Origin of the sequence: Streptomyces sp. NPDC046727 (assembly GCF_040645635.1) — a bacterium.
Classification (GTDB): domain Bacteria; phylum Actinomycetota; class Actinomycetes; order Streptomycetales; family Streptomycetaceae; genus Streptomyces.
The window spans coordinates 123,485-149,730 of record NZ_JBEYYR010000001.1; the positions used below are offsets into that span (position 1 = coordinate 123,485).

Here is a 26,246-nt window from a genome sequence, read left to right on the forward strand (position 1 = left end):
GTCGGAAATCAGCCCCGCTCAGCTCGTTCGGTCCGTGGCGGCGGCTGCCGTGGCCGTCGTCAGTCCGCCGGCGTTGTCGTGGTCCGCCGGGGCGGCCGGCCGGGCGAGGCGCGTCAGGTCCGCGCGGTCGGCGGCCAGGTCCGTCAGCAGGTCCGGGCCGAAGGCGCCGTGCACCCACTCGTCGTGGTAGACGGTCTCCATGTAGCGGTCGCCCAGGTCCGGGGAGACGGTCACCGCGGTGATCTGTTCGCGGACCCCGCCGGCGCCGTCGCCGTACTGCTCCTCCAGCCAGCGCAGCGCGCCGGTCACCGCCGTACCGGTGGAGCCGCCGACCGGGAAGCCGTGCCGGGTCAGCGCCCGGCAGGTGCGCACGGTGGCCGCCTCGGGCACGTGGACGACGGCGTCGACCAGGCTCTCGTCGAGCAGCGCGGGCCGCACACTGGTGCCGAGGCCGGGGATGTGCCGGGTGCCGGCCGGCCCGCCGAAGGTGACGGAGCCGACGCTGTCGACGGCGACCACCCGCACCGAGGGCCGCCGCTCCCGGAACCAGCGGGCGCAGCCCATCAGGGTGCCGGTGGTGCCGGCGCCGACGAACAGCACGTTCAGGTCGGGGAACTGGCGGGCGATGGCGGGGGCGGTGGTGCGGTAGTGGGCCATCCAGTTGCCGGGGCTGAGGTACTGGTTCAGCCACACCCTGCTGTCGTCGGCGGCGAGCAGCGCCTTGACGTGGCGGATCCGGGCGCCGAGGAAGCCCTCGGTCTCGTGCGGTTCGGTGATGACGTGGACCTCGGCGCCGAGGGACTCCATGGTGCGCCGGGTCACCGCGTTGCAGCGGGTGTCGGTCACGCACACGAACCGGTAGCCGCGGCTCGCCGCGAGCAGGGCCAGCGCCACGCCCATGTTGCCGGACGAGGACTCCACCAGGGTCGAGCCCGGGCGGAGCAGCCCTGCGGCCTCCGCCTGGGCGACCATCTCGCGGGCGGCCTTGAGTTTGATGGATCCGGCGAAGTTGAATCCCTCGATCTTCAGGAACAGCCTGCGCCCGAAGAGCGGCTGAAGATTCACGAAGAGGTCGCTGACATCGAATTCATGCGACGCGGTGATGACCGGCACTGGCACTCCTGGCCTACGGCGGCGAATGGGCCTCGCCGAAAGCCTGTCGACGGGCGCTGACCGGGGACTGACGGTCTGCTGACGGCTTCCGGCCTTGTCGGCGGGGGGGGGTTCAGGCGTCAGCTGACGGTCAGTTGTTCGTCAGCGTGCTCGTGAAATCGTCGTCCGGTTGGAATCGTGCGGGCCGGAAATGCGGCCGCGCCCGTCCCGCTCTTCCGTGAGGAGCATGGCTTGAACCGGCAATCCGCCATCAGTGAAGTCCTCCCGCTGTCGCCGCTGCAACAGGGTCTGCTGTTCCTCTCCGCGTACGACCGGGAGGCGGCGGACGTCTACGCGCTGCAACTGGTGCTCGACCTCGCGGACCTGACCGACGCGGACGCCGGGGCACTGCGGGCCGCGGCGGGCGCGCTGCTCGACCGGTACCCGAATCTGGCGGCGTGCTTCCGGTACCGCAGGAGCGGCGAGGCCGTCCAGGTACTGCCGCGGTCGGTGGAGCCGCCGTGGCGGGAGCAGCGGCTGCCCGCGGGCGAGTTCGACCGGGTGACCGCCGAGGAACGGCTGCGCCGCTTCGACCTGGCCCGGCCGCCGCTGCACCGCTTCACCCTGCTGCGGGCGCGGGACGGGCGGGCCCGGCTGCTGTGGACGGTGCACCACATCCTGGTGGACGGCTGGTCGATGGCGACGCTGACCCGGGAACTGGCCGAGACCTTCGCCGAGTTCCGCGGGGGCGGGGCGGCGGCGCGGCCGGCGGTGCCGCCGTACCAGGCGTACCTCGCCTGGCTGGGCGCGCAGGACAAGGAGGCGGCCCGCACGGCGTGGCGGCGGGCGCTGGACGGGGTGACGGAGCCGACCCGGCTGGTGCCGGGCGCCGGGGACGCGGCGGGAGGCCCGGCCGGGGGTGCGGCGCTGCCGCACCGGGTCGGGGTCGAGGTGGCGCCCGGTGTCGCCGCCGCCCTCGCCGGCTTCGCCCGGTCCCGGGGGCTGACCGTGGGCGCGGTGGTGCAGGGCTGCTGGGCGCTGCTGCTGGCGCGGCTGACCGGGCAGGACACGGTGGTGTTCGGGACCGTCGCCGCCGGCCGGCCGGCGCAGCTGCCGGACGTCGAGCGGATGGTGGGCCTGTTCGCCAACACCCTGCCGGTGCGTGTCGACGTGGCCCCGGGGCTCACCCCGGCCGAGCTGTTCGCGCGGGTGCAGCGGGCGCGGACGGAGCTGCTGGCGCACGAGCATCTGCCGCTGGCGGAGATCCAGCAGCGGACGGCGGTGCGCGGTGAGCTGTTCGACACGGTGCTGCTGTTCCAGAACTATCCGATGGCCGGCCCGGAGCCCGCCCCCGCCACGGCGGGCCCCCGGGTGACCGGCCTGGACATCCGCTCCGCCACCCACTACCCGCTGACCGTGACGGTGTTCCCCGGGGAGCCGTTCGAGCTGGCCGTCGACCATGTGCCGGCGCTCGTCCCTCAGGCCGAGGCGCGCCGCCTCGGGCGGTGTCTGGTCCGGCTGCTGGAGGAGGCCGTCCGCCGCCCGGACGAGCCGTGCGGCCGGCTGGACCTGCTGGACGCCGAGGAGACCGCCCGGATCCTGACGGACCGCAACCGCACCGAGGCCCCGGTGCCGGGGCCGTGGCTGGCACCGCTGCTGGAGCGGTGGGCCGCGCGCACGCCCGACGCGCCGGCGCTCACCTGCGGCACCGAACGGCTGACGTACCGGGAGCTGCACGACCGCGCGGACCGGCTGGCGGCGGACCTGCGGGCCGCGGGCGCGGGCCCGGAGCGGGTGGTCGGGCTCGCCCTGGACCGGTCGGCCGACCTGGTGGTCGCGGCGCTGGCCGTACTGAAGTCGGGCGCGGCCTATCTGCCGCTCGACCCCGACCACCCCGCCGGGCGGCTGCGGCACATGCTGACGGACGCGACGCCCGTGGTGACCCTCACCCACCGCCGGATCCGCCCCCTGCTCGACGAGATGGGCCCGGCGCTCACCGGCGCCCTGTGGATCCTGGACGAGCCCGCCCGGCCGCCCGCCACCACGGCGCCGGCCGGCCCCGCCGCTCCCCGGGCCGGCCATCCCGCCTATGTGATCCACACCTCTGGCTCGACCGGCCGCCCCAAGGGTGTCGTCGTACCGCACGGCGCGCTCGTGAACCTGGTCGCGGACATGGGGCGGCGCTGCGCGGTGACGCCGGCCGACCGGTTCCTCGCGGTGACCACGTTCGGGTTCGACATCGCCAATCTGGAGCTGTTCGTGCCGCTCGCGGCGGGTGCCGAGCTGGTCGTCGCCGACCGGGAGACGGTGCGCGACCCGGCCGCCCTCGCCGCGCTGATCACGGCCTGCGGCGCGACGCTGCTGCAGGCCACGCCGAGCCTGTGGCAGGCCCTGGCCGGCGGGTACGGCCCGGCCCTGGCGGGGCTGCGCGCCCTGGTGGGCGGTGAGGCGCTGCCGGAGCCGCTGGCCCGGGCGATGGCCGCGCACTGCGCGTCGGTCATCAACGTCTACGGCCCGACGGAGACCACGATCTGGTCGACGGCGGCGCCCCTGCCCGCGGCACCGGCCGGGCCCGTGCCCATCGGCCGGCCCATCGCCAACACCCGCGTCTACGTCCTGGACGCGGCGCTGCGCCCGGTGCCCGACGGCCGCTTCGGCGAGCTGTATCTCGCCGGCACCGGCCTCGCCCGCGGCTATCAGGGCCGGCCGGGGCTGAGTGCCGAGCGGTTCGTGGCCGACCCGTTCGGGCCGCCCGGCAGCCGGATGTACCGCACCGGCGACGTGGTGCGCTGGGCGCCGGACGGCACGGCGCTGGAGTACGGGGGCCGCACCGACCACCAGGTGAAGATCCGCGGGCACCGGATCGAACTCGGCGAGATCGAATCCGTGCTGGGCGCACAGCCCGGCGTCGAGCGGGCGGTGGTCACCGCCCGTACCGACCGGAGCGGGGACACCCGCCTGGTCGCCCATGTCGTACCGGCAGGGACCGACCGCGACCGGCTGCGGGAGCGCGCGTCCGCGGTGTTGCCCACGCATATGGTCCCTGCCGTGTACGTCTTCCTGGACGAGCTGCCGCTGACCCCCAACGGCAAGGTCGACCGCAAGGCGCTGCCCGCCCCGGACGAGCGGCGGGCGGGTACCGGCCGGCCGCCGTCCGGGCCGCGCGAGGAGCTGCTGTGCGCGGTCTTCGCCGAGGTCCTCGGGCTGGACCGGGTGGGGGCCGACGACGACTTCTTCGCGCTCGGCGGCCACTCGCTGTCGGCGATCCGCGTCGTCAACCGGCTGCGGGCCGAGCTGGGCACGGAGGTCCCGCTGCGGGCGCTGTTCGACGCCCGCTCCGCTCAGGCGCTGGCCGGCGCCCTCCCCGGGGACGGCGCCCCGGAGCCCGCCGCCCGGCCCGCGCTGCGCGCCGCGGCGCACCCGGAGGCGCCGGCGGTGCTGTCGTACGCGCAGGAACGCCTGTGGTTCCTGGACCGCATGGGCGCGGGGGCCGGCTACAACATCCCGCTGGCGGTACGGCTGTCCGGCCCGCTCGACACCGGTGCGCTGGGCGCGGCGGTGGCGGATGTGATCGCCCGGCACGAGACGCTGCGGACGCTGTTCGTGGCGGCCGACGCGGGGGCGGCGCCGCTGGTGCTCACCCCCCAGGAGGCGGGCGCCGGGCTCGACGTGGTGCCGGTGCCGGACGAGGCCGCCCTGGCCGCGGCGCTGGCCGCCGAGGCCGCCGAGCCGTTCGACCTGGCCGCCCGGATCCCGGTGCGGGCGCGCCTGTTCGCGCTCACGGACCGGACCCACGTCCTGCTGCTGACGCTGCATCACATAGCCGCCGACGGCTGGTCCTTCGGGCCGCTGGCTCGCGATCTGACCGCCGCCTACGACGCCCGCCGGGCGGGCCGCGCACCCGACTGGCCGCCGCTGCCCGTGCGGTACGCCGACTACGCCCGCTGGCAGCGCGAGCTGCTCGGCGCCAAGGACGACCCGGACAGCCCGCTCTCCGTGGAACTCGCCCACTGGACGCGTGTGCTGGCCGGGATGCCGCAGGAGCTGGAGCTGCCCGCCGACTTCCCGCGGCCGGCCCGGTCCTCGCAGCGCGGTGCCGCGGTCACCCGGGCACTGCCCGCCGCCGACCACGCCCGGCTCGCCGAGCTGGCCCAGGGTGCCGGTGCCAGCCTGTTCATGGCGGTCCAGGCGGGTCTCGCGGCCGTACTGACCCGGCTCGGCGCGGGCACCGACATCCCGCTGGGCAGCCCGGTCGCCGGGCGGACCGACGACGCGGTGCGCGATCTGGTCGGCTGCTTCGTCAACACGCTGGTGCTGCGCACCGACACCTCCGGCGACCCGTCGTTCGCGGCGCTGCTGGACCGGGTGCGGGAGACGGACCTGACCGCGTACGCGCACGCCGAGCTGCCCTTCGAGCATCTCGTCGACGAGCTGAAGCCGGAGCGGTCGCTGTCCCGGCACCCGCTGGTGCAGGTGGTCCTCTCCCTCACCCCGGGCGGCGACCCGCTGCCCACGCTGCCGGAGCTGACGGCCACCGTGGAGCCGGTGCCCTCGCACACGGCCAAGTTCGACCTGGCCTTCGAGGTGACCGAGCGGATCACCGCCGACGGCCGCCCGGACGGGCTCGACATCCGCCTGGAGTACAGCGCGGACCTGTTCACCGAGGCGACCGCGGACCGCCTCGCCGGGGCGCTGGCCGTGCTGCTCGCCGAGGCGGCCCGCACCCCCGGCGCGCCGCTCAGCGCGCTCTCCCTGCTCACCCCGGACGAGCGCCGCACCCTGCTGACCGAGCGGCACGGCCCGTCCCGGCCCCGCCCGGCGCACCCGCTCCCGGCGCTGTTCGAGGCCCACGCGGCGGCGGCACCGGAGCGCCCCGCACTGGTCGAGCCGGGCGCGCCGGAGGTGTCGTACGGGCGGCTGAACGCGGAGGCCAACCGGCTCGCCCGGCTGCTGCTCGGCCACGGCGCCGGGCCGGGTGCCGTGGTCGCGCTCCTGCTGCCCCGCTCGGCGCGCACGGTCACGGCCCTGCTGGCGGTGCTGAAGACCGGCGCCGCCTATCTGCCCGTCGACCCCGACTACCCGGCCGAGCGCATCGCCTACATGCTCGGCGACGCGGCCCCGGTCACCGTCCTCACCACCCGGGAGACCGCCGGCCGCGTCCCCGACGGCACCGCACGCGTGGTGCTGGACGACCCGGCCACCGCGGACCTCGCCGGCACCCTCCCGGACACCGATGTCACCGACGCCGAGCGGGCGCGCCCGCTGTCGACGGGGGACGCCGCGTACGTCATCTACACGTCCGGCTCGACCGGCCGGCCCAAGGGGGTGGTGGTGCCGCACGCGGGCGCGGCCCACCTCGTCGCCCACCACCAGGAGGAGCTGGGCACCGGCCCGGACACCCGGGCGCTGCAGTTCGCCTCGTTCAGCTTCGACGCGACCGTGTGGGAGCTGGCCGCCTCGCTGTTCTCCGGCGGCACCCTGGTGCTGGCCCCCGCGGAGAGCCGGCTGTCCGCGCCGCTGCTCGCCGCGCTGCTCGCCGAGCAGCGGATCAATCACGCGATCCTGCCGCCGACCGTCGTCGGCCGCTTCCCGGAACCGGCCGCCCTGCCCGGCGACCTGTGCCTCATGGTCGGCGGCGAGGCCTGCCCGCCCGCGGTGGTGGAGCGCACCGCGGGCCGGGTGGTCCTGCGCAACGCCTACGGCCCGACCGAGATCTCGGTGGCCGCCACCCTCAGCGCCCCGCTCGCCCCGGACAGCGGCCGGCCGCCGATCGGCCGGCCCCTGCCGGGCGTCCGGGCGTACGTGCTGGACACGGCGCTCGCACCGGTGCCGGACGGGGTCACCGGCGAGCTGTACATCGCCGGCGCGGGCCTGGCCCAGGGCTACCGGGGCCGGCCGGTCACCACGGCGGAGCGGTTCGTCGCCGACCCCTACGGGCCGGCCGGCACCCGCATGTACCGCACCGGGGACCTGGTGCGGTGGCGGACGGACGGCGAGCTGGACTACGTGGGCCGCGCCGACCAGCAGATCAAGCTGCGGGGATTCCGCATCGAGCCGGGCGAGATCGAGTCCGCGCTCACCCGTCATCCGGTGATCGCGCAGGCCGCGGTGGTGCTGACCCCGGCGGACGGCGGCGACCGGCTGACCGGGTACGTGGTGCCCGTACCCGGTGTGGCCGCCGTCGACGTGCCCGTGCTGACCGCGTACCTCGCCGAGTCGCTGCCGGCGCACATGGTGCCGACCGCGCTGGTGTCGCTGCCCGCGCTGCCGCTGACCCCGAACGGCAAGCTCGACGTACGGGCCCTGCCTGCGCCCGGCGCCCCGGCGCCCGCCGGTACCGGCCGCGCCCCGCGCACCGCGGCCGAGCAGGCGCTCGCCGACGTCTTCTGCGAGGTCCTCGGGCTGGACGGGGTCGATGCGGACGGGGACTTCTTCGCGCTGGGCGGGGACAGTCTGCGCTCGGTGGAGGTGGTGAGCCGGGCCGCCAAGGCGGGGCTGACGCTCGCCCTGTCCGACGTCTTCGCGCACCGGACGGTGGCGGCCCTGGCGGCGGCATCGGCCCCGGCCGCGGCGCGGGAGGCGGCCACCGTGCCGCTGCTGGAGATCCGGCCGCACGGCACCGCCGCACCGCTGTTCTGCGTGCACGGCGGAGTCGGCTTCGGGCTGCCGTTCGCGGAGCTGGCCGCGCGTCTCGACCCGGAGCGGCCGGTGTACGCGCTGCAGTCCGACGGTGTCGCGGCGGAGCCGGGGGCCTGGGAGCGGCCGGCGGACGTACGGTCGCTGGCGGCCGCGTACGTGGAGCGGGTGCGGCGGGTGCGTCCGCACGGGCCGTACCACCTGCTGGGCTGGTCGTTCGGGGGGCTCGTCGCGCACGAGATGGCCGTACGGCTGCAGGCGGCGGGCGAGCGGGTGGCGTTCCTCGCCGCTCTCGACGCCTTCCCGGTGGCGCCCGGCGACCCCGACCCGGGCGACGAGGAGATCCGGTCCGCGTTCCTCGCCCACCACGCCCGCGGCATGACGATCGCGGACCGGGACCTGGACCGGCTGATGACGGTGATGCGCCACCACACCGACATCGCGCGCGCGTTCACGCCGGGCCGGTTCGCCGGGCCGCTGACCCTGTTCGTGGCGACGCGGGGGCAGGCGGCTCCCACCGGGGAACTCGCCGGGCGCTGGCGTCCGCACCTGGACGGCCCGCTCACCGTGCACGAGATCGACTGCGACCACGAGGAGATGCTCGGGGGTACGGCGGTAGCGCGGATCGGCGCGCTCACCGACAGGGCCCTGCGGGAGAGCTGACCGCACGCACGGGAGCGCCGGCGGCCCGGGGCCGCCGGCGCTCCGCCGTCCGTTCAGCGGGTCACAGCAGAGAGGGGTCCTGCATCAGGATCGCCTGGTAAAGGGTGTGCAGCCGCTGGCTCGGCTTGAGGCCCAGTTCCTCGTCGAGCCACTTGCGGGTGCGATGGAAGATGTCGACGGCCTCGGACTGCCGCCCGCACCGGTAGAGCGCGATCATCAACTGCTCGCTGAACCGCTCGCGTTCGGGATACTGGGCCAGCAGCTGCTTCAGCTCGGCAACGACGACCCCCGCCTCGCCGGCCTGCAGTTGAGCCTGGATCAGATCCTCCCGCGCGGTCTTGCGCTGTTCGTCCAGCCGGAGGGCGACGGCCCGGCAGCGCGGTCCGTCGCTCACGTCCAGCAGGGCGGGCCCGCGCCACATGGCGAGGGACTCCCGGAGCCGCCCGATGGCCTCGTGCGGCTCCCGGTTGACCAGGCTCGCGCCCTGCTCGGCCAGCCGGAGGAAGCGGTAGGCGTCCAGGGCGTCCTCGGGCATGTCGAGCATGTAGCCGTTGTCGACGGTGCGGATCAGCCCCTCTTCCCCGTCCGCGAGGCCCAGCTCGGCCAGGGACTTCCGCATGCGCCGCACATTCGCCTGCAAGGCGTTTCGCGTGTTCTTCAGCGGCGCCTCGCCCCAGAGTTCGTCGATCAGTTCGTCGAAGGCGACCACTTGACCCGGATTCAGGGCCAGCATGGTCAGCATCACGCGAATCTTCTTCGCCCGCACACCGATGGTCTTTTGACCGTCGCCGATCAGCAGCGGACCCAATATGGAGATGTGTACCAATTTCCCGTCCCTACTCATAAAAACCGGGAAAACGTCAGAGTGATAGAACTGATCAATTATCGGTCACAGCTGGCCGGTTTGGCACTGTACCTTCGTACATGAGCAGGTGGGCCTGGGCGACGAGACCCACCTGAAGGCGGGATTCCACTTTCAGCTTGGCCAGGATATTCGCGACATGCGCCTTCACCGTACGTTCCGTCACTCGCAACCTGGACGCGATCGCGCGATTCGATAACCCTGCTCCGAGCAGTGAGAAAACCTGCCTCTCGCGCTCCGAGAGGGACTCGACCTGGGTGAGCTGATACTCCCAACGAGCCGACGGCAAGCCGTCGTCACCATACATAAGGGCCTCTCCCCGTGATCGCCCCGTTCCCCCGTCAGCGCACGCCGGAAACCTTGGTGGTCGGCCAGTTTCCGTCGAACGCGGGACCGAGTGTAGCGCTCCCCCAAGCGTCGTTGCAGAGAAAGAACTCCCTCAGGAAAATTCACAGGCAACGGAGCACCCGCGACGCGAAACGGCCGGGGAGACGGTGTCACCCGTCTCCCCGGCCGTCAGGGCCCGGCCGCTGTGCGCCGGGCGCCCGTCCTCACCGCACCGTGGTGGCCCGCTCCGCCACCGCGGCCGGCACGCACACCGGCCGCGTCTCGTCCTGGCGGGCCAGGCGCGAGGGCCACCAGGTCTTCCAGCCGAGCAGCATCACCACCGAGGGCAGGACGACGATCCGGATGAGCGTGGCGTCCAGCAGCACCGCGCAGGCCATGCCCACGCCCATCTGCTTCATCTCGATGAAGGTGAGCGAGGCCAGCAGGGCGAACACGCAGACCATCACCACCGCCGCGCTCGTCACCACGCCGGCCGTGCGGGTGATGCCCTGCTCCACCGCCTCCCGGATGCCGAGGCCGCCGCGCGCCGCCTCCCGGATCCGGCTGATCACGAACACGTGGTAGTCCATCGACAGGCCCAGCAGGATCACGAACAGCATCAGCGGCAGCCAGGCCACCACCCGCCCGGTCGACTCGAAGTCCAGCAGCCCCTCCGCCCAGGTCCGCTGGAAGATCAGCGCGAGCACCCCGAAGGAGGCCACCGCGGACAGCACGTTCAGCACCACCGTGATCGCGGCGAGCATCAGCGACCGGAACGCCGCCGCCATCACCAGGAAGGTGAATACCAGGGCGACCAGCAGCACCCACGGCATCTTGTCCACGACGTTCGCCCGGTAGTCGACGTCGTAGGCGACGTCGCTGCCGCCCACCGCGTACCGCGCGCCCTCGATCCGGCCCACCGTGGCCGGGGCGATGTCCTCACGCAGTCGGGACAGGGACTCCTGAGCCTGCCGCGAGCTGCTGTTGAAGCGGGTGCCGACGGCGATCGTCACCACCCGCCCGTCCCGCGAGGTCCGCACCTCGGGCGCCGGCGTGTGCACGAAGAGGCTGTCGTGCCGCACGCGGTCGACGAGCGCGCCGACCCCCTTCGCCAGCTCCGCGTCACGGCCCGCGGGCACCCGGACGGCGACCGTGTGCGTGTCCGCCTGGCTCGGGAAGGACCGCGTCAGCCGTTCGTTGGCCTGCATCGCGGGGATCGACCGGGGCAGGTCGTCGATGCCGGTGGCCTTCAGCCGCAGGTCTAGCGCGGGCACGGCGAGGGCCAGCAGCGCGCCGACGGACAGGACGAGCGCCAGCGCCGGGTGCCGCAGGGCGGGCTTCAGCATCGCCGACCACAGCCGCGGCTTGACGCCGCCCTTCTGCGTGAGCCGCCACACCAGCGGCACCCGCGGCTTGTCCAGGTAGCGGCCGAACTTGGAGAGCATGGCCGGCAGCACGGTCAGCGAGGCGAGCATCGCGATGGCCACCACCAGCACCGCGCCCGTGGCCATCGACTCGAAGGCGATGTGCCCGGCGAGGTAGAGCGCGCCCATGGACGCCATCACGACCAGGCCCGAGATCATCACGGAGTGCCCGGAGGTGGCGGCGGCGATCTCGATGGCGTCGATGTTGTCGGCGCCCAGCGCCCGTTCCTCGCGCTGCCGTTTGAGATAGAAGAGGGAGTAGTCGACGCCGATGGCCATGCCCATCAGGACGATGATGTGGGTCACCGGTCCGGGGTCGGGCACGAACTGCGAGGCCACGCCCCACAGGCCGAGCCCGGCGAGCACCGAGGAGATGCCGAGCAGCACCGGGACGCTCGCGGCGACGATCGCCCCGAACACGAAGACCATCACGAGCAGCGTCACCGGCAGGCTCAGCACGGTGGCCTTGCCGAGGTCCCGGTCGAGCATGTCGTTCAGGCCCGCCTTGATGGAACCGGCGCCGACGAGTTCGACGCGTACGTCGCTGTGCGCGTCGCGGACCTTCGCCACCTTGTCCAGCAGCGGCGCGACCCGGTCGGCCGCGGTCTCGGGGTCGCCGGCCAGGGTCACCGGCACGAGCAGCGCCGAACCGTCGGGGGCGGCGACGGGCCGGCCGACGGCGGCGACGCCCTCGGCGCCCTTCAGCGCGCCGACGGCCTCGTCCATGGCACGGTCGGCGGCGGCCCGGTCCAGGGTGCCCCGGTAGGGGGTGACCAGGATGTTCTCCACCGCGCGGTTCTCCAGGCCGCCGCTGCGGGCCAGGGCCGCCTCCCGCCCGGACTGCCCGATGGCCAGATCCGAGTCGGTGGCGGACCGGGTGCCCGTCATACCGCCGACCACCAGGGCGCCGAGCACGAACACCACCCAGAGCGTCATCGCCCACCAGGGGTGGACGGCGCTCCACCGGGCGGCCCTGGTGATCAGGTTCCTGCCTGCCACGTCTGCTCTCCCCTCCTCGAAAGAAATACCCGGATCACGGGAAACGGGCCGGGCTTTCGGCATCCGGCCGGTACATTGGCGCGCTCCTCGCATACGGAAAACTAGTGACGGGCCGGAGCGCGATCACGGGTACAAGTACTCCGATGTCGGGGGAGTTTCTTCTACTTGACACCCCATGTGTTCCACACGGTGTCGGATTCTTCTGGCCGGATGTGATACCACATCCGGCGCGACACGGAAAAGGGACCGTCGCCGAGCAGGGCGACGGCCCCCGCATACGCACCGGGAAGCGGTACGTCCCGCACGCGCCAGGGACCGGGAAGAACTCCCGTGGGATCACGGACGGCGGCCTGCGCCGAGGAATGCCCCACGGGCAGCGCCATTCCCTGGGCGAGCCGCCCGCCGGCCGCTTTGACGCACGCCTCCTTCCTGGTCCACAGCCGGGTGAACGCCGCGTGTCCGTCGCGGGCCACCCAGTCGCTCTCCTCGGCCGTGAAGAACCGTCCGGCCAGGCGCAGCGCGTCCAGACCGGCCCGCGGCAGTTCCACGTCGACGCCCACCGGCCGCGGGGCGAGGGCGAGCAGGGCCAGCTCGCCGGAGTGGGACAGGCTGAAGTGCGGTCCGGTCTCCCGGGCGAGCCGTGGTTTGCCCCAGCGGCCCCGGGTGAGGCGCACCGATTCCGGGGCGCGGCCCAGCCGTTCCCCGAGGATGATCCGCACGGCGGCGTGCGCGACGACGAAACGCCGCCGCATTCCCGGTTCGGTGCCCCGTCGTGCGCGTTCCCTCTCCTCGTCGTCCAGGATGTCCTCGAGTTCCGGCGGATATCCTTCCGGGTCCGGCCAGGCGTCCAGCGGAATCCGCCAGATCTCCACCTCGTCGACGTCGGCCGTGGGTATCGGTGTCGCCGGCGACATGGGATGCGGCATCGTCAGTTCCGGCCCACCTTTCCGGTGTGCAGGCCCTGGAACAGGGTGAGTTTCTGGATGTTCCGGGTGCCTTCCATGAACTCCACGCCCCGTGCGTCCCGGGCCCACTTGTCGAGCAGCGGATGGTCGAGCCGGGCACCGGGGCCGAAGAAGTCCGGGGCGCGCAGCGTCACCTCCTCGGCGACCTCGCAGGCCCTGGCCTTCGCCGCCGACGCCAGATGGCCGGCGGAGGGCCTGCGGTCCACCGCGAGGGCCGCCCGGTAGGTCAGCGACCGGGCCGCGTCGATCCGCCGGCCCAGTTCCTCGTACGCCTCCCGCTCCGGCCCGCGCAACAGGCGGCGGTGTTCGCCGACGTAGTCGTGGGCGGCGCGGGCGATGCCCAGGGCGATGGCGGCGACGCTCGGCCGGAGCCGGTTGAAGACCTGGACGATGCTCCACATGCCGCGCCGGGTCGGCGGCAGGTGCGCGCCCAGCACCCGCTCGGCCGGCACCCGCACCCCGTCGAGCCGGATCCGGGTGAGCTGGGCGCCGCGCAGCCCGACCGTGGGCAGCGGCTCGGCGTGGAAGCCGGGGTCGGCGGTGTCGACGAGCACCGCCAGCACGCCGAGCCGCTCGGTGCCCGCGACCCGGGCGAAGACGGCGCCCAGGTCGGCGCGGGCGGCGTTGCCGACGTAGCGCTTCTCGCCGTCCAGGACGTAGGAGCCGTCGCCCACCGGGGTGAGGGTGCTGGTCATCTCGCCGATGGCCGAGCCCCGTTCCGGCTCGGTCAGGGCGAAGCAGGTCCAGCGGGGGCGCTCGGCGAGCCGGTCGTGGGCCCACGCGCGCTGCTCGGGTGCGGCCAGCACGCCGAGCAGCACCCCGCACATCGACGGGCCCGGCGAGGCCAGCATCATCCCGGCGTCGCCGCGGGCCAGTTCCTCGCTCACCAGCACCCGCTCCAGGGTGGCGAGCCCGTGCGCGGGCCCGCTGCCGGGGTCGGTGCTCGCCCGGTCCCAGTCGGACGGCACCTGGTGGCCGGCGAGGAACCGTACGGCGGGCAGGTCGAGGTAGCGGTGGATGGCGTCCGGGTCCCGGTCGAGTTCCAGGGCGCCCTGCCGGAGGTCGTCGGCCCAGCGGCGCACCTCCCGGTGTGCCGTGGCCAGCGAGGCGGGCAGGCTGATCACGCGTCCTCCCGTCCGGTGCCGGTGCCGGTCACGCCGTAGGCGTCGGCGAGCAGTTCGGAGGCGTGGGCGCCGGCGCCCGGGCCGTCGGCGGTGAAGCCGTGGGCGCCGAGCAGCCGCAGCAGCGCCCGGTCGGCCCGGGTGATCTGCTGTTGCAGTCCGGCGAGGTGCCGGTCGTCGCCGGCGGGGTGCAGCGGGCCGAGGGGTCCGGTCCGGCCGTCGGCGAGGTCGTCGAGGACGCCCTCGATCTCCAGGTGCTCCAGCAGGACGTCGGCCAGCGTGCCCTTCACCATCTGCTGCATCAGCAGCGAGCCGCCCTCGCTCTGCCGGGCGGCGAGATGGGCCAGGCAGGCGTCCCGGAGCCGCTCGGACATCCCGAGCCGCAGCCAGGCCAGGGCCCACCCCCACTCGGGCGGAGTGGGGGCGCCGGCCCCGGATCCGGGCCGCAGCACGGCGAGCCCGGGAAGCGGACCGGGATCCTCGACTCGCTCTTGTTCGCGGGGACTTGATGCGCCGGCGGAGCTTTGCGCCTCCTCCGCCGCGAACTCCTCCAGGAGTTCCTTCGGCAGGACCGCGTGGCCGCGCGGGCCCCGGGGCGGCGCCTTCGGGGACAGGGCGCGGACCAGCAGCGTCAGCGCCGGGACCAGGCCGTCCGTGCGCGCGCTGGTCCGGGCCTGCCGGCCGTGCTCCCGTACCTCGGGCGGTACCGTCATCGTCCTCTCACTCCCCCGTACTCGTCCGGCAGGCGAGGTCCAGCGTGCAGTGGGCCAGCATCGCGCGTTCCGCGTCGTGGTCGGCCACGACGGCACGGGCCGGTCCGCCGCCCGCGAGGTCCGCCAGCGCCGACCACACCGCCGTGGCCGGCTGCCCGGCCGGGGCCCAGGTCGCCCAGGGCCACACCCCGGACACGGCGGTGCGCACCCCGGCGCCCGCCACCAGCGGCAGCTCCCGGTCCCACGGCACCGCCGGACCGGGGCCCGGCCAGGGCAGCTGCCCCATGCCGTGCACCGGGGCCGCCGCGTCGCGCCACTCGAAGAGCAGCGCCACCGCCACGTCCGCCAGGACCGCGCCCGGATGGTCCGCCGGTACGGCGAAGGGCTGGCTGCTCTGGTCGACGGCCAGCACCAGCAGCCGGCGCAGGCCGCAGCGCCGGGCGTACTCGACCGCCGCCCGCAGCGCGCTGAACGGGGCCAGCACACCCTGGTCGGACAGGCCGAACGCCAGGGGCTCGCCCGGCAGCAGGCCCTGCGCACAGGACGCGATCAACTCGGCGTGCTCGAAGTCGGGGGCGGCGTACGCCACCACGACTACCTCGGGCGCCTCCTCGGCGGACAGCGGTCCCAGCTCCGCGAGCGCGCCCCGGACCAGCTCCACGGAGGTGCGGCGGGGCGCGGCGGCGAAGCCGGCCCGGTCGAACGGCACCCCGTGCGGGGCACCGAGCTGCCGGAAGAACTCCTCCCGGTCCGCGGCCGGTACGTACGGCGTGCCGGGCCCGTCCGGCGCGTACCGGCCGGCCCGCACCAGCCGCGGCACACCGGCCGCAGCGTCCCCGGGACCGGGCCGGGCGGCGGGCCGTACGGCCGCTGTCGCGCGGAACATGCTCAGGCGTCCGCTTCCGCCGACACGAAGTCGGCGAGGGAGCCGACCGTCTCGAAGTGCGTCATCTCCAGCTCCTCGGCGTCGAACTGCACGTCGAGGATCTCCTCGATGGTGATGAGCAGCTCCAGCGCGCTGCTGGAGTCCAGGCCCAGGTCGTCGAAGAGCCGGACGCCCTCCTCGGCGGCGGAGACGTCCTTGTTCAGCACCTCGGTCAGGCCCTGGCGGACGGCGTCGAGGTAGCGGCCGCGCTCGGTGAGGGTGTTCTCGGTCATGTCGTTCTCCTTGTCGTGGTGGGGGTTCAGCGGGCGCCGGGACCGGCGTCGTACAGCCGCTGGCGGGCGAGCATCGCCTCGGTGTCGTCGCGCTCCCGGATCAGATGGGCCGTGCCGTCCAGGACGAGGACCTCGGCCGGGTAGCCGTGGCTGAGGAAGTGCACCGGCGAGGCGGTCGGCCCGTAGGCGCCGGAGCGCCGCACGCCGATCAGGTCGCCGGCGCGCAGCGGCGGCATGGGCACCTTCTTGCCGATGACGTCGTTCGGGGTGCACAGGGGCCCGGTGATGTTCCAGGGCTCGGTGGGCTGCTCGTCCAGGCGCTCCAGCGCGTCCATCGGGAAGTTCCGCTTGACGTACGAGCCGATGCCGACCGCCGCCATGTGGTGGTTGGTGCCGCCGTCGGTGACCGCGAAGTTCTCGCCCATCGACGTCTTCGTGTAGCGCACCCGGGTGACGTACGTGCCGGACGCGGCGACCAGGAACCGGCCCAGCTCCATGATCAGGCGGGTCTCGGGGCGCCGGGTGTGGAAGGCGTCCAGGACCGGGTTGAGCCGGGCCGTCAGCTCGGCGACGTCCAGGTCCTTCTCGTTGTCGAAGTAGGCGATGCCGAGGCCGCCGCCGACGTCGACCGTCTCCAGCGGGAAGCCGAGCCGCTCCGAGAGCCGCTCGGCGAGGTCGAGGATGCGCCGGGTGTTGTCCACGACGGTGTCCTCGCCGAGGATCCGGGTGCCCAGGTACACCTGGACGCCCATGAGGCGTACGGCCTCGTACCGGGCGGCGAGTGCGGGTCCGGCGGCGAGCAGCTGCTCCTCGTCGATGCCGAACTGCCGGGGCTTGCCGCCCATGGTCAGGCCGGAACCCTTCACCGAGAACGCCGGGTTGACCCGCAGTGCCACCCGCGCGGTGACTCCCCGCTCCCGGGCCGCCCGGTCGATGAGCGCGAGTTCGTCCAGGTTCTCGCAGACGATGGCGTGGATGTCCGCGTCCAGGCAGGCGGCCAGCTCGGCGGCGCTCTTGCCGGGGCCGAGGAAGATGATGTCGTGCGGGGCGACCCCGGCGCGCAGGGCCGTGACCAGCTCGGTGAGCGAGGACACCTCGGCGCGGGCGCCGCTGCGGTGGAGCAGGGCGCACACGGAGATGTTGGGGTTGGCCTTGAGGGAGTAGAAGACCTCCAGGGCGGGGTGCAGCCGGGCGCGCAGGTCCCGGAACCGGCCGGTGATCTCCTCGCCGTCGTACACGTACAGCGGAGTGCCGAACTCCGCGGCGAGTCCGCTGACGCTCAGGCCCTGCACCTCGAAGGCGACGCTCATGCTCAGCTCCGTTCCGTCAGGGCCGCGAGGCGGCGGGTGATGTCGGTGTCGAGGGCCTCGATCCGCTCGTCGGAGGCGGCGAGGAGCACGCCGTAGAGCCGGCCCTCGAAGCCGCTCGCGCCGGCGTCGTCGGCTGCGGCGTTGACCGTGGCGTAGTTGTTGACGAACAGGCCGTGCGGGCGGTCGCCGGGCTGGGTGAGCAGCAGCGGGCCGAGCAGCTCGCGCAGCTCCGCGAAGGGCAGCGGGCGGCGCGGCCGGACGGTGAAGTGGCGGGCCACGGCGACGTCGTCCGGCCCGGCCAGCACCTCGTGCACCACGGCCTGGTAGGTGGACATGTTGTTGCGGGCGTTGATCTCCACCACCGGGTAGAGGCCCTCGTCCGGGTCGACCATCGCGTCCACGCCGACGACCCCGAAGTAGCCGTCCGCCGCGAGCCGCTCGCCGAGCCGGAGCGCGGTGTCGCGGATCTCGTCCGTCTGGCGCTCGCTCAGCCGCGCGGGCATGCGGTGCCCCTTGTGCACCCCGCCCTCGGTGAGCAGCTCCTTGACGAAGTCGAAGCGCACCCCGCCGTCGCGGGCCACGGTGAACTGGTAGTTGAGGTCGGCCCGCTTGGCCACCCACTCCTCGATGACCAGCGCGGTGCGTACGGCGGTGCCGGCGGCCTTGGCGGTGCGTTCGGCCTGGGTGGCGGCCATGCGGTGCAGCCGGGCGAGCGTCCGCGCGTTGTCGACCACGACGATGCCCTTGCCGGACACCCCGAACGCGTCCTTGACGACGACCCGGTGACCGGCGGCCAGCAGCTCGCCGGCCGCTTCGACGGCGGCCGCCAGTTCCTCCAGGGTCTCGCAGGCCCAGCCGCGCGCCTGCCGGATACCCAGCTCGTCGGCGAGCCGGCGGCTGTAGACCTTGCTGTTGACGTGCTTGCACCGGTCGGCGGACGGGGCCGCGAGCCGCAGTCCGGTCCGCTCGGCCAGCTCCTCCTCCACCGTGGAGATGCCGTGGGCGGTCAGCCGGGCGCCCTCGGCGGCCAGCGCGGACAGGGTGCGCAGCAGCTCCGGGTCGGCGAGGGCGTCCTCGCTGACGGTGCGCCGGGGTTCCTGACCGGCGACCACGTGCACGGTGGGCAGGGCGAGGCCGAGCCCCTCCAGGTAGGCGCGGTAGCCGTCGTCCAGGGCGGTCTTCAGGACGACGTGGTCGTCCTTGCCGCCGAGCAGCAGCGCGAACTCGTCCATGCGGTTGACGACGGCACTGCCCGCGTGCGCGGCGACCCGGGGCAGGGCGGGCTCGCCGAGGGCCCACTGGTTCTCCACCTCGAAGTTGCCGAGGAACACCAGTGGCGTGCCCGCGTCACCGGTGACGGCGCGCTTGAGGCGGCCGGTGAAGCCGGGGGGCGGTGATGGCATATCGACCTCTTGATCTCTCGGGTGCGCGGTGTCGTCTGGGGGCGCGCGGTGCTCTCTCGGGTGCGCACCGGCCGGTGTCGCCGCCGCGCGGGCGCGGCGGGTCCGACGCGGGCTCGCGGGCTCAGTGCTCGAGGACCATGGCGGCGAAGGTCGCGCCCAGGCCGACACTGGTCATCAGATAGCGGTCGCCGGGGCGCAGCCGGCCCACCTCGCTCGCCCGCTGCAGGTTGATGAAGGGATCGGCGCAGAAGCAGTGCCCGGTGTGCGGCACCAGGTCGAGGAAGACCCGCTCCAGGGGCAGCCCGAGGGTGCGGCACACGCCGATCCAGGACAGCCGGTTGACGTTGTGCGGCAGGACGAGGGCCAGCTCGTCGAGGGCGCAGCCGGCCTCCTCCAGGGCTGCGGTGATCACCTCGCACAGGCCGGGCCCGTACCGGTCCTGGAAGTCCGCGGCGGCCTCGGCGCCCATGATGAACTCGGCGCCGAACCGGCTGTGGGTGCGGGCCGCGTAGCCGAGCATCCGGTTGCGTCCGGTGCGGTCGGCGCTGACCAGCAGCGCGGCGGTGCCCTCGCCCATGACGGTGACGTCCGGGATGGACTGGTTGTGCCCGGTGCCGGCCTTCTCGCCGGTCAGGACGAGGGCGAGGGCGTCCGGGTCGGGGTCGGCGGCGAGCAGGGTGCCGGCCAGGTCGACGGCGAGCAGCCCGGAGGCGCAGGCGTGCTGGGAGACGACGAATCCGGTGGCGTGGCGCAGTCCCAGCTCGTCCTGGATCGGGCCGAGCGAGGTCAGCGGATACGGCAGCGGGGCGGGCATGGTGCGCGCCTGGAGCACGTACCGGACCCGCTCCTCCTGCCCGCGCAGCTCCGCGAGTCCGGCCACGGCACGCAGCAGCAGCCGCGTCTCGTCGGCCTCCGGGTCGCGGCACACGTCCGACAGCCCGTAGAAGCGCTGGTAGCGGCGCAACTGGACGTCCGTGAGCCCGAGTTCACGATGGAACCGGGCGATCGGGATGGTGTCGGGAAGGCAGCTGGAGACTGCCACGATCGACGTCATGCCCACCACCCTCGCGTCCACCGCTGACGATGGACTGAAACATTGCTGACCGTTGTCGCGGGCGGCCGCCGAGGCCGCTTCGGACGGGTGGCGTCCGGATACTGGCGCCCGGATACGGCCGAGTCCCGCCCGTCGGGGACGGGCGGGACTCAGCGGGGGTGGCGGGTGCGGCTCAGTGGAAGAAGTGGCGCGTGCCCGTGAAGTACATGGTCACGCCCGCCTTCTCGGCGGCCTCCACGACCAGTTCGTCACGGACCGAACCGCCCGGCTGGACCACGGCCTTGACGCCGGCGGCGGTCAGGATCTCCAGGCCGTCCGGGAACGGGAAGAACGCGTCCGAGGCGGCGTACGAGCCCTGGGCGCGCTCGGCACCGGCCCGCTCGACCGCCAGCTTCGCGGAGTCGACGCGGTTGACCTGGCCCATGCCCACGCCGACGGAGGCGCCGTCCTTGGCGAGGAGGATGGCGTTGGACTTCACCGCGCGGCACGCCTTCCAGGCGAAGGCCAGCTCGGCCAGCTCGTCGGCGGAGAGCGGCTCACCGGTCGCGAGCGTCCAGTTGGCCGGGTCGTCGCCGTCGGCCTGGAGCCGGTCGGTCACCTGGAGGAGCGCGCCGCCGTCGATGGGCTTGACCTCGACCGGGTTCGCCGGGGCGCCCGGCGCCTTGAGGACGCGGATGTTCTTCTTCTTGGCGAGGGCCTCCAGGGCCCCCTCCTCGTAGTCGGGCGCGACGATGACCTCGGTGAAGATCTCGGCGACCTGCTCGGCCATCTCCTTGCTGACCGGGCGGTTCACGGCGATGACGCCGCCGAACGCGGACAGCGGGTCGCAGGCGTGCGCCTTGCGGTGCGCCTCGGCGACGTCCGCGCCGGTCGCGATGCCGCAGGGGTTGGCGTGCTTGATGATCGCGACGCAGGGCTCGGCGTGGTCGTACGCGGCACGGCGGGCGGCGTCCGTGTCCGTGTAGTTGTTGTACGACATCTCCTTGCCGTGCAGCTGCTCGGCCTGGGCCAGTCCGCCGCCGCTGCCGTCGACGTAGAGGGCGGCCGGCTGGTGCGGGTTCTCGCCATAGCGCAGGGTGTTCTCGCGCTCCCAGGTGGCGCCCAGGAAGTCGGGGAACCGCGTCTCGTCGACGGGCGCGTAGGAGGAGGCGAACCAGGAGGCCACGGCCACGTCGTAGGCGGCCGTGTGCTGGAAGGCCTCGGCGGCCAGCCGCTTGCGGGTGGCGAGGTCGAAGCCGCCGTCCTTCACCGCGGCGAGGACGTCGGCGTACCGCTCCGGGCTGGTGACCACGGCGACGGAGGGGTGGTTCTTGGCGGCGGCACGGACCATCGAGGGGCCGCCGATGTCGATCTGCTCCACGCACTCGTCCGGCGTGGCGCCCGAGGCGACGGTCTCGCGGAACGGGTAGAGGTTGACGACGACCAGGTCGAACGGCTCCACCCCCAGCTCGGCGAGCTGCTCGCGGTGGCTGTCCAGGCGCAGGTCGGCGAGGATGCCCGCGTGCACCTTCGGGTGCAGGGTCTTCACCCGGCCGTCCAGGCACTCGGGGAAGCCGGTCAGCTCCTCGACCTTGGTGACGGGGACACCGGCGGCGGCGATCCGGCCGGCCGTGGACCCCGTGGAGACCAGCTCCACACCGGCCTCGTGCAGCCCGCGGGCCAGCTCCTCCAGCCCGGTCTTGTCGTAGACGCTGACGAGCGCGCGACGGATGGGCCGCTTGTTGCTCTCGGCGGTGGCGGTCACTGGATAACTACCTTTCGTCCCTCAATGCGATAGCCGTTGCGGGCGAGCCGCCCCACGACCTCGACGAGCAGCCTTCGCTCGACTTCCTTGATGCGCTCGTGCAGCGCGCTCTCGTCGTCCTCGTCCCGGACCTCGACCACGCCCTGGGCGATGATCGGCCCGGTGTCGACGCCGTCGTCGACGAAGTGGACGGTGCAGCCGGTGACCTTGGCGCCGTACGCGAGCGCGTCACGCACCCCGTGGGCTCCCGGGAAACTGGGCAGCAGGGCCGGGTGGGTGTTGACGAACCGCCCGCCGAACCGCGCGAGGAATTCCTTCCCGACGATCTTCATGAACCCCGCGGAGACCACGAGGTCGGGCTGGTACGCGGCCACGGCCTCGGCGAGAGCGGCGTCCCACTCCTCCCGGGTGGCGTGGTCCTGCACCCGGCACACGAAGGTCGGCAGCCCGGCCCGCTCGGCCCGGGCGAGCCCCTCGATGCCGGTGCGGTCGGCCCCGACGGCGACGATCCGCGCGCCGTACGACTCGGCTCCGGTGCGCTCGATCTCGTCCAGGAGCGCCTGCAGGTTGGTGCCGGATCCGGAGACCAGCACGACAAGACGCTTGACCGCTGGGCCAGGGGTGGTGGCGGCCACGGTGGGGCCCTTTCTCGGGTTGCGATCCACGGACGGTCGGTTTGTACATTCGTACGAATGCTTCGCGTCCCGGTATACGGGGAAGTCTACGAAGCGGCCGACCGTCAGCAACGATACCGGCACTCGGGAAGGGCCCCTCGGGACGGGTGGTCGGCCGGACGGTAGCGTTCGCAAGGAATCACGAAGAGCAGCCTCGGGAACGCGGCCGTCGCGCGGCGCGTTCACGGGGTGGAAGCTCACGTCGGACTGCCGTAGTCACCTAGGGGAAGACGCTCTTTTGATGCCCGATCGCAGCCTGCGACTCCTCACGTTCCCCCCGCGCCCGGCCCAGGGAGGCGAGCGTGGCGCCGCACTGCTGCGGGAGCGCCCGACCTCACCCCCGACGGACCCCACGTGGGGCGGTCCCGGCGGCCCGGGAGCGGGCGGCGGTGCCGGGCAGGGGGGCTCTGGTCACGGGGGCCCCGGGCACGGGGGTTCCGGGCAGGGTGGCTCTGGTCAGGGTGGTGCGGGAAACGGTGGCACCGGGAACGGCGGCTCGGGCCAGGGTGGCTCTGGGCAGGGCGATGAGCGGCAGGACGACAACCCGTTCGCGCCGCCGCCGGAGGGCACTCCGGACCGGCCCTGGCAGCCGCGCCATCCCGGGAGCCCGACCGGTCCTGGGTACGGGCCGGGTCCGGGGTACGGACCTGGATACGGTCCCGGCGCTGGTCACGGCCACGACTCCGGTCACGGTGCCGGCGACGGTCAAGGTCACGGTGCCGGGCCGGGGCAGGGGCCCGGGCACGGTCCGGGTGCCGGCGGTGGCGGCCCCTGGGGCAGTCAGTGGAGCGACCAGCAGCCCGGCCGCTCCCCCGGCGGCTTCGGCGAGCGGCCGGGCGGCGGCCCGCAGGGCCCCGGCGGACCGGCCGGCCCCGGCATGCGCTGGGACCCCACGGACCCGGCCCAGCGCCGCGCGCGGTACGCCCTGCTCTCCGGCATGTGGGCGGTCTTCTTCGCCCTCTTCAGCTGGCCGTACGTGTCCCTGCTGCTGGGCGCCCTCGCCCTGTACTGGGGCAGCAGCGCGCTGCGGGCCAAGCCGCGCCGCCCGGCCCCGGACGCCCCGGCGGCCCCGGCCGGCCGGCCCCAGACGACGGCGGCCGTCGGCGGCCTGATCACGGCGTCCCTGGCCCTGGTCCTGGTGGCCTCGACCTTCACCGTCCAGCTGGTCTACCGCGACTACTACACCTGTGTGAACGACGCCCTCACCCACCAGGCCAAGCAGTCCTGCGAGACCCTGCTGCCACGGGAGCTGCGGGGCGTACTGGGCGCGCAGAACAGCTGAGGGCCTCACCCGGAGGAGTCCGGGCGAGGCTCGGGCGGTGACGCGGGGGCGGTGTCGGCGGTGCCGGCCGTGTCACGGGACGCCGCCGCCTCCCTCAGGGCCGCCCAGCGGGAGGCGCGGGCGACGTCGTCGTGCCAGTTCCCGGGCAAGGGCTCGGTGAACGGCGTCGGGAACGGGTCCTCGGCGGGGACGAAGTCGTACAGGTCCTCCTCGGCGACCTCGGCCCCGGCTCCGGTCGCGCCGGCTCCACTCGTGCAGGCTCCGCTCGCGCCGGCCGCCGGGCCCGTCTGAGCGGGCGCTCTTCCCGCCTTCCCTGCATCCCCCGCCTCGGCCACCTCTCCAGCCCCTCCGGCCTTCCCGCTCTCTCCGCTCTCTCCGGTCTCTACGGTCTCTCCGGTCGCACCCGACTGCCCGGCCTTCCCTGCAGCCGTCGGTGTCACGACCCCCGTGCCGCCCTGCGCTCCCTTCGGGGCCGTACCCCCCGCCTCCGTGCCCTGTGACGGGATCCCGCCGTGCCCCGGGCGTCGGCCGCGCAGTCGCCAGGCCCGTACGATCAGCGCCACCGGCAGCGCGAACGTCAGCGTCCAGGCGCCGGCCGCTCCCCCGGTCTGCCACCACAGCGGGCCGAGGCGGGTCAGCGCGGCCACGCCCAGGGGGCCGCCCGCCAGCTCGGCGAGCAGGGCGAGGCCCGCCGCGCAGACCGTCGCCGTCAGCAGGACCACCCCGGCGGTACGGCCCGCCGACCAGCTCGCCCGCGCGGGTTCCCCGGACTCCGGCCGCAGTACGGCAGCCCGTGCCACGAACCACCCCGCCGTCATCCCGGCCACCGCCGGCAGCAGCCCCGCCGCCCAGTTCTGCTCCGTACCGACGCCCGGCTCCGGCACCGCGGCCAGCAGCGGGAACGGCGGCAGCAGCGGGGCGGGGTCGGACGCGAGGGGGTGGACCAGGTGCCCGGCGCCGAGGGCGAAGCCGGGGCCGAGCGCGTAGGACGCGGCCCACACCGCCGCGTTGGGGATGAGGGCGATGCCGAGCAGCAGTACCGCGAACCGCCCCGTCCAGCCCTCGGTCAGCTGGAGGAAGGAAGCCCGCGCCGGCTCGCCGTGCCACACCAGTGACACCCCGACGAGCAGCGCCCCGCCCCCGAAGAGCACCGTCGTCGCGGCGCCGGCGGCCCGTACGGCCGCGCCCAGCCGGGCCCGTTCGTCCGTGCCGAACACCAGCCGCCGCACCCGTCCCGGCAGCACCGCCAGCAGGCTCAGCAGGGGCTCGCGCGGGCGGCCGTACGCCGACCACACCCCGGCACCGGCCGCGCCCGCCGCGACGGCCGGCAGACACACCGTCACCCAGGGCCATTCCGGGCGCAGTTCGCCGCCGGAGCAGTACAGCGTCGCTGCCGCGCCGACGCCCAGATAGCCGAGGAGCACGCCCGTCCACGCCGTACGCACCGGCACCGGTGGCGGGCCGTCCGGTTCGGCGGACGCGTCGGTGGCGTCCCGTGCCGCCCGGTACACCAGCCACACCGGCAGGGCGAGCAGCAGCAGCGGGGTGATGCCGACGGGCATGGGCGCGCCGGAGAGCGTGTCGGTGCGGACCAGTTCGACGCCGTGCGCCAGCAGCCACAGGGCGGCGGCGACGTGCAGCGCCCCGCCCGGTCCGCTGTCCGGGTACGGCGAGCTGACCCACAGCACCATCACCAGCACGGCGAACGAGCCGAGGCCCAGTCCGGCGGCGACGGCACCGTTCAGGAGGCTCGCGGCGAGTCCGGGCGAGCGGTCGCGCATCCGGGAGCGCAGCGGCGAGGACGAGCGGCGAGCGGTCATCTGCGTCACGCACGCCATGCTCCCAACGACACGCGCTTTCCCGGCGTAACAGGCGAACCCCCGATGTGTCGCTCAATATATGTTTATGTTCTTTTTCGTACGAAAGGGTGCATGGTGACGATGAAGAACCCTGCCGGCTCCCCGGCCCTGACGCCCGATCAGGCATTCGACGCGCTGTACGCCTTCTGCGCCCCCGCCCTGGTACGCCAGACCTATCTGCTCACCGGGCGCCGGGAGCTGGCCCGCGAGGCCGTGGAGCGAGCCTTCCAGCTGGCCTGGCAACGCTGGCCGGAGGTGGCCCGGGACCGGGATCCGGCCGGCTGGGTGCGTGCGGTGGCGTACGACTGCGCGCTCTCCCCCTGGCACCGCTTCCGCCCCCGCCACCGGGCCCCGGAGCCCCCGCCCGCCGACCCCGCCGACCGGGAACTGCTGGACGTGCTGCTCGAACTGCCGCCGTCGTACCGGCGCACCCTGGTCCTGTACGACGGGGTGGGCCTCGATCTGCCGGAGACGGCGGCGGAGACGGAGGCGAGCACACCGGCCGCCGCGCACCGGCTCACCCACGCGCGCGAAGTGGTCGCCGCGCGGCTGCCGGAACTGGCCGACCCCGCCGAACTCCACCGCCGCCTGCGCGAACTGGCCTCGACCGAACGGCTGCGCTCGGCCCGGCCGCCTGCCGTACGCACCGGCTGCGAACGCCGGAATGTCTTCTGGACCCGGGCGGCCATCGCCTTCACGTTCACGATCGTCGGCGCGACGACACTCACCCTGCGGACGGCGCCGACGCGCTACGAGGCGCCGGTGGCCCCGGCGCAGGCGGTCCAGGGGGTGCCGCCCCCTGCCGCGCTGGGCCCGCTGTCACGGGAGGAGCAGGCGCTGCGGGCGAAGCTGCACCAGGCGACACCCGGCCCGGAGAGGCTGGCTCCCCAGGCGCGGTGAACCCGGGCCGCAGACGCCGGTAGGCCCGCCCCGGGCGAGGGGACGGGCCTACCGGCTTCG

At 74.2% G+C, this 26,246-nt stretch carries 18 protein-coding genes; 3 read left to right on the forward strand and 15 right to left on the reverse strand.

Annotated features, from left to right (window positions below; translation table 11 throughout):
• Positions 1-18 precede the first annotated feature (18 nt).
• The gene (sbnA, locus tag ABZ937_RS00560) at positions 19-1,113 is read right to left on the reverse strand and encodes a 2,3-diaminopropionate biosynthesis protein SbnA (RefSeq protein WP_361684142.1); all 1,095 of its coding nucleotides are present in this window, start codon (positions 1,111-1,113) and stop codon (positions 19-21) included.
• 231 nt (positions 1,114-1,344) lie between these two features.
• On the opposite strand from sbnA, the gene ABZ937_RS00565 reads away from it, so the two are divergent.
• Positions 1,345-8,391 carry an amino acid adenylation domain-containing protein gene (locus ABZ937_RS00565; protein ID WP_361684144.1) on the forward strand — a complete coding sequence of 2,349 codons (7,047 nt, stop codon included), beginning with the start codon at positions 1,345-1,347 and terminating at the stop codon, positions 8,389-8,391.
• Positions 8,392-8,452: 61 nt separating this feature from the next.
• On the opposite strand, the gene ABZ937_RS00570 is transcribed toward ABZ937_RS00565, so the two are convergent.
• The 13 genes from ABZ937_RS00570 to purN form a co-directional block, all read right to left on the reverse strand.
• The gene (locus tag ABZ937_RS00570; protein WP_361684146.1) at positions 8,453-9,217 is read right to left on the reverse strand and encodes an AfsR/SARP family transcriptional regulator; all 765 of its coding nucleotides are present in this window, start codon (positions 9,215-9,217) and stop codon (positions 8,453-8,455) included.
• 52 nt (positions 9,218-9,269) lie between these two features.
• Positions 9,270-9,560, reverse strand: a complete 291-nt coding sequence (locus ABZ937_RS00575) for a helix-turn-helix transcriptional regulator (RefSeq protein WP_361684148.1) — start codon at positions 9,558-9,560, stop codon at positions 9,270-9,272.
• Between the two features lie 244 nt (positions 9,561-9,804).
• Complete coding sequence (locus ABZ937_RS00580) at positions 9,805-12,003, reverse strand: MMPL family transporter (protein WP_361684150.1); 2,199 nt, start codon at positions 12,001-12,003, stop codon at positions 9,805-9,807.
• Between the two features lie 161 nt (positions 12,004-12,164).
• On the reverse strand, positions 12,165-12,917 hold the full coding sequence (locus ABZ937_RS00585; RefSeq protein WP_361684152.1) for a 4'-phosphopantetheinyl transferase superfamily protein: 753 nt from the start codon (positions 12,915-12,917) through the stop codon (positions 12,165-12,167).
• 14 nt (positions 12,918-12,931) lie between these two features.
• Positions 12,932-14,092: an acyl-CoA dehydrogenase family protein gene (locus ABZ937_RS00590; protein WP_361684154.1), complete on the reverse strand. Its 1,161-nt coding sequence runs from the start codon at positions 14,090-14,092 to the stop codon at positions 12,932-12,934.
• A complete protein-coding gene (locus ABZ937_RS00595; protein ID WP_361684156.1) occupies positions 14,089-14,802 on the reverse strand; it encodes a hypothetical protein in 714 nt (237 codons plus the stop codon). Before ABZ937_RS00595 ends, ABZ937_RS00590 begins: the two co-directional genes overlap by 4 nt.
• 7 nt (positions 14,803-14,809) lie before the next feature.
• On the reverse strand, positions 14,810-15,688 hold the full coding sequence (locus ABZ937_RS00600; protein ID WP_361684158.1) for a hypothetical protein: 879 nt from the start codon (positions 15,686-15,688) through the stop codon (positions 14,810-14,812).
• A 2-nt stretch (positions 15,689-15,690) separates the two neighbouring features.
• Positions 15,691-15,960, reverse strand: coding sequence for a phosphopantetheine-binding protein (locus ABZ937_RS00605; RefSeq protein WP_361684160.1), 270 nt, complete (start codon positions 15,958-15,960; stop codon positions 15,691-15,693).
• A 26-nt stretch (positions 15,961-15,986) separates the two neighbouring features.
• Positions 15,987-17,270 (reverse strand): type III PLP-dependent enzyme, encoded by a 1,284-nt coding sequence (locus ABZ937_RS00610; RefSeq protein WP_361684161.1) that lies wholly within the window; start codon positions 17,268-17,270, stop codon positions 15,987-15,989.
• Between the two features lie 2 nt (positions 17,271-17,272).
• A complete protein-coding gene (locus ABZ937_RS00615; protein WP_361684163.1) occupies positions 17,273-18,673 on the reverse strand; it encodes an ATP-grasp domain-containing protein in 1,401 nt (466 codons plus the stop codon).
• Between the two features lie 121 nt (positions 18,674-18,794).
• Positions 18,795-19,736, reverse strand: a complete 942-nt coding sequence (locus tag ABZ937_RS00620) for a 3-oxoacyl-[acyl-carrier-protein] synthase III C-terminal domain-containing protein (RefSeq protein ID WP_361684720.1) — start codon at positions 19,734-19,736, stop codon at positions 18,795-18,797.
• Positions 19,737-19,899: 163 nt separating this feature from the next.
• Complete coding sequence (gene purH / locus ABZ937_RS00625; protein WP_361684165.1) at positions 19,900-21,471, reverse strand: bifunctional phosphoribosylaminoimidazolecarboxamide formyltransferase/IMP cyclohydrolase; 1,572 nt, start codon at positions 21,469-21,471, stop codon at positions 19,900-19,902.
• Complete coding sequence (gene purN, locus ABZ937_RS00630; protein ID WP_361684167.1) at positions 21,468-22,106, reverse strand: phosphoribosylglycinamide formyltransferase; 639 nt, start codon at positions 22,104-22,106, stop codon at positions 21,468-21,470. The genes purH and purN overlap by 4 nt, the downstream gene beginning before the upstream one ends.
• Positions 22,107-22,386: 280 nt before the next feature.
• Here purN and ABZ937_RS00635 point away from each other — a divergent pair, with 280 nt between their 5' ends.
• Entirely contained in the window at positions 22,387-23,427 is a 1,041-nt protein-coding gene (locus ABZ937_RS00635; protein ID WP_361684169.1) for a hypothetical protein, read from the forward strand.
• A gap of 5 nt (positions 23,428-23,432) precedes the next feature.
• Here the strand turns inward: ABZ937_RS00635 and ABZ937_RS00640 are convergent, their stop codons facing one another.
• Positions 23,433-25,265: a DUF6350 family protein gene (locus tag ABZ937_RS00640; RefSeq protein ID WP_361684171.1), complete on the reverse strand. Its 1,833-nt coding sequence runs from the start codon at positions 25,263-25,265 to the stop codon at positions 23,433-23,435.
• Between the two features lie 93 nt (positions 25,266-25,358).
• Between ABZ937_RS00640 and ABZ937_RS00645 the strand changes: the two genes are divergently transcribed.
• Positions 25,359-26,186: an RNA polymerase subunit sigma-70 gene (locus tag ABZ937_RS00645; RefSeq protein WP_361684173.1), complete on the forward strand. Its 828-nt coding sequence runs from the start codon at positions 25,359-25,361 to the stop codon at positions 26,184-26,186.
• The last annotated feature ends 60 nt before the right edge of the window (positions 26,187-26,246 follow it).

Coding starts and splice junctions, on each gene's coding strand:
- ABZ937_RS00595 (WP_361684156.1), bottom strand. CDS start 14,802: ATGACGGTACCGCCCGAGGTACGGGAGCACGGCCGGCAGGCCCGGACC.
- ABZ937_RS00600 (WP_361684158.1), bottom strand. CDS start 15,688: ATGTTCCGCGCGACAGCGGCCGTACGGCCCGCCGCCCGGCCCGGTCCC.
- ABZ937_RS00585 (WP_361684152.1), bottom strand. CDS start 12,917: ATGTCGCCGGCGACACCGATACCCACGGCCGACGTCGACGAGGTGGAG.
- ABZ937_RS00635 (WP_361684169.1), top strand. CDS start 22,387: ATGCCCGATCGCAGCCTGCGACTCCTCACGTTCCCCCCGCGCCCGGCC.
- ABZ937_RS00645 (WP_361684173.1), top strand. CDS start 25,359: ATGGTGACGATGAAGAACCCTGCCGGCTCCCCGGCCCTGACGCCCGAT.
- ABZ937_RS00575 (WP_361684148.1), bottom strand. CDS start 9,560: ATGTATGGTGACGACGGCTTGCCGTCGGCTCGTTGGGAGTATCAGCTC.
- ABZ937_RS00640 (WP_361684171.1), bottom strand. CDS start 25,265: ATGGCGTGCGTGACGCAGATGACCGCTCGCCGCTCGTCCTCGCCGCTG.
- ABZ937_RS00615 (WP_361684163.1), bottom strand. CDS start 18,673: ATGCCATCACCGCCCCCCGGCTTCACCGGCCGCCTCAAGCGCGCCGTC.
- ABZ937_RS00610 (WP_361684161.1), bottom strand. CDS start 17,270: ATGAGCGTCGCCTTCGAGGTGCAGGGCCTGAGCGTCAGCGGACTCGCC.
- ABZ937_RS00605 (WP_361684160.1), bottom strand. CDS start 15,960: ATGACCGAGAACACCCTCACCGAGCGCGGCCGCTACCTCGACGCCGTC.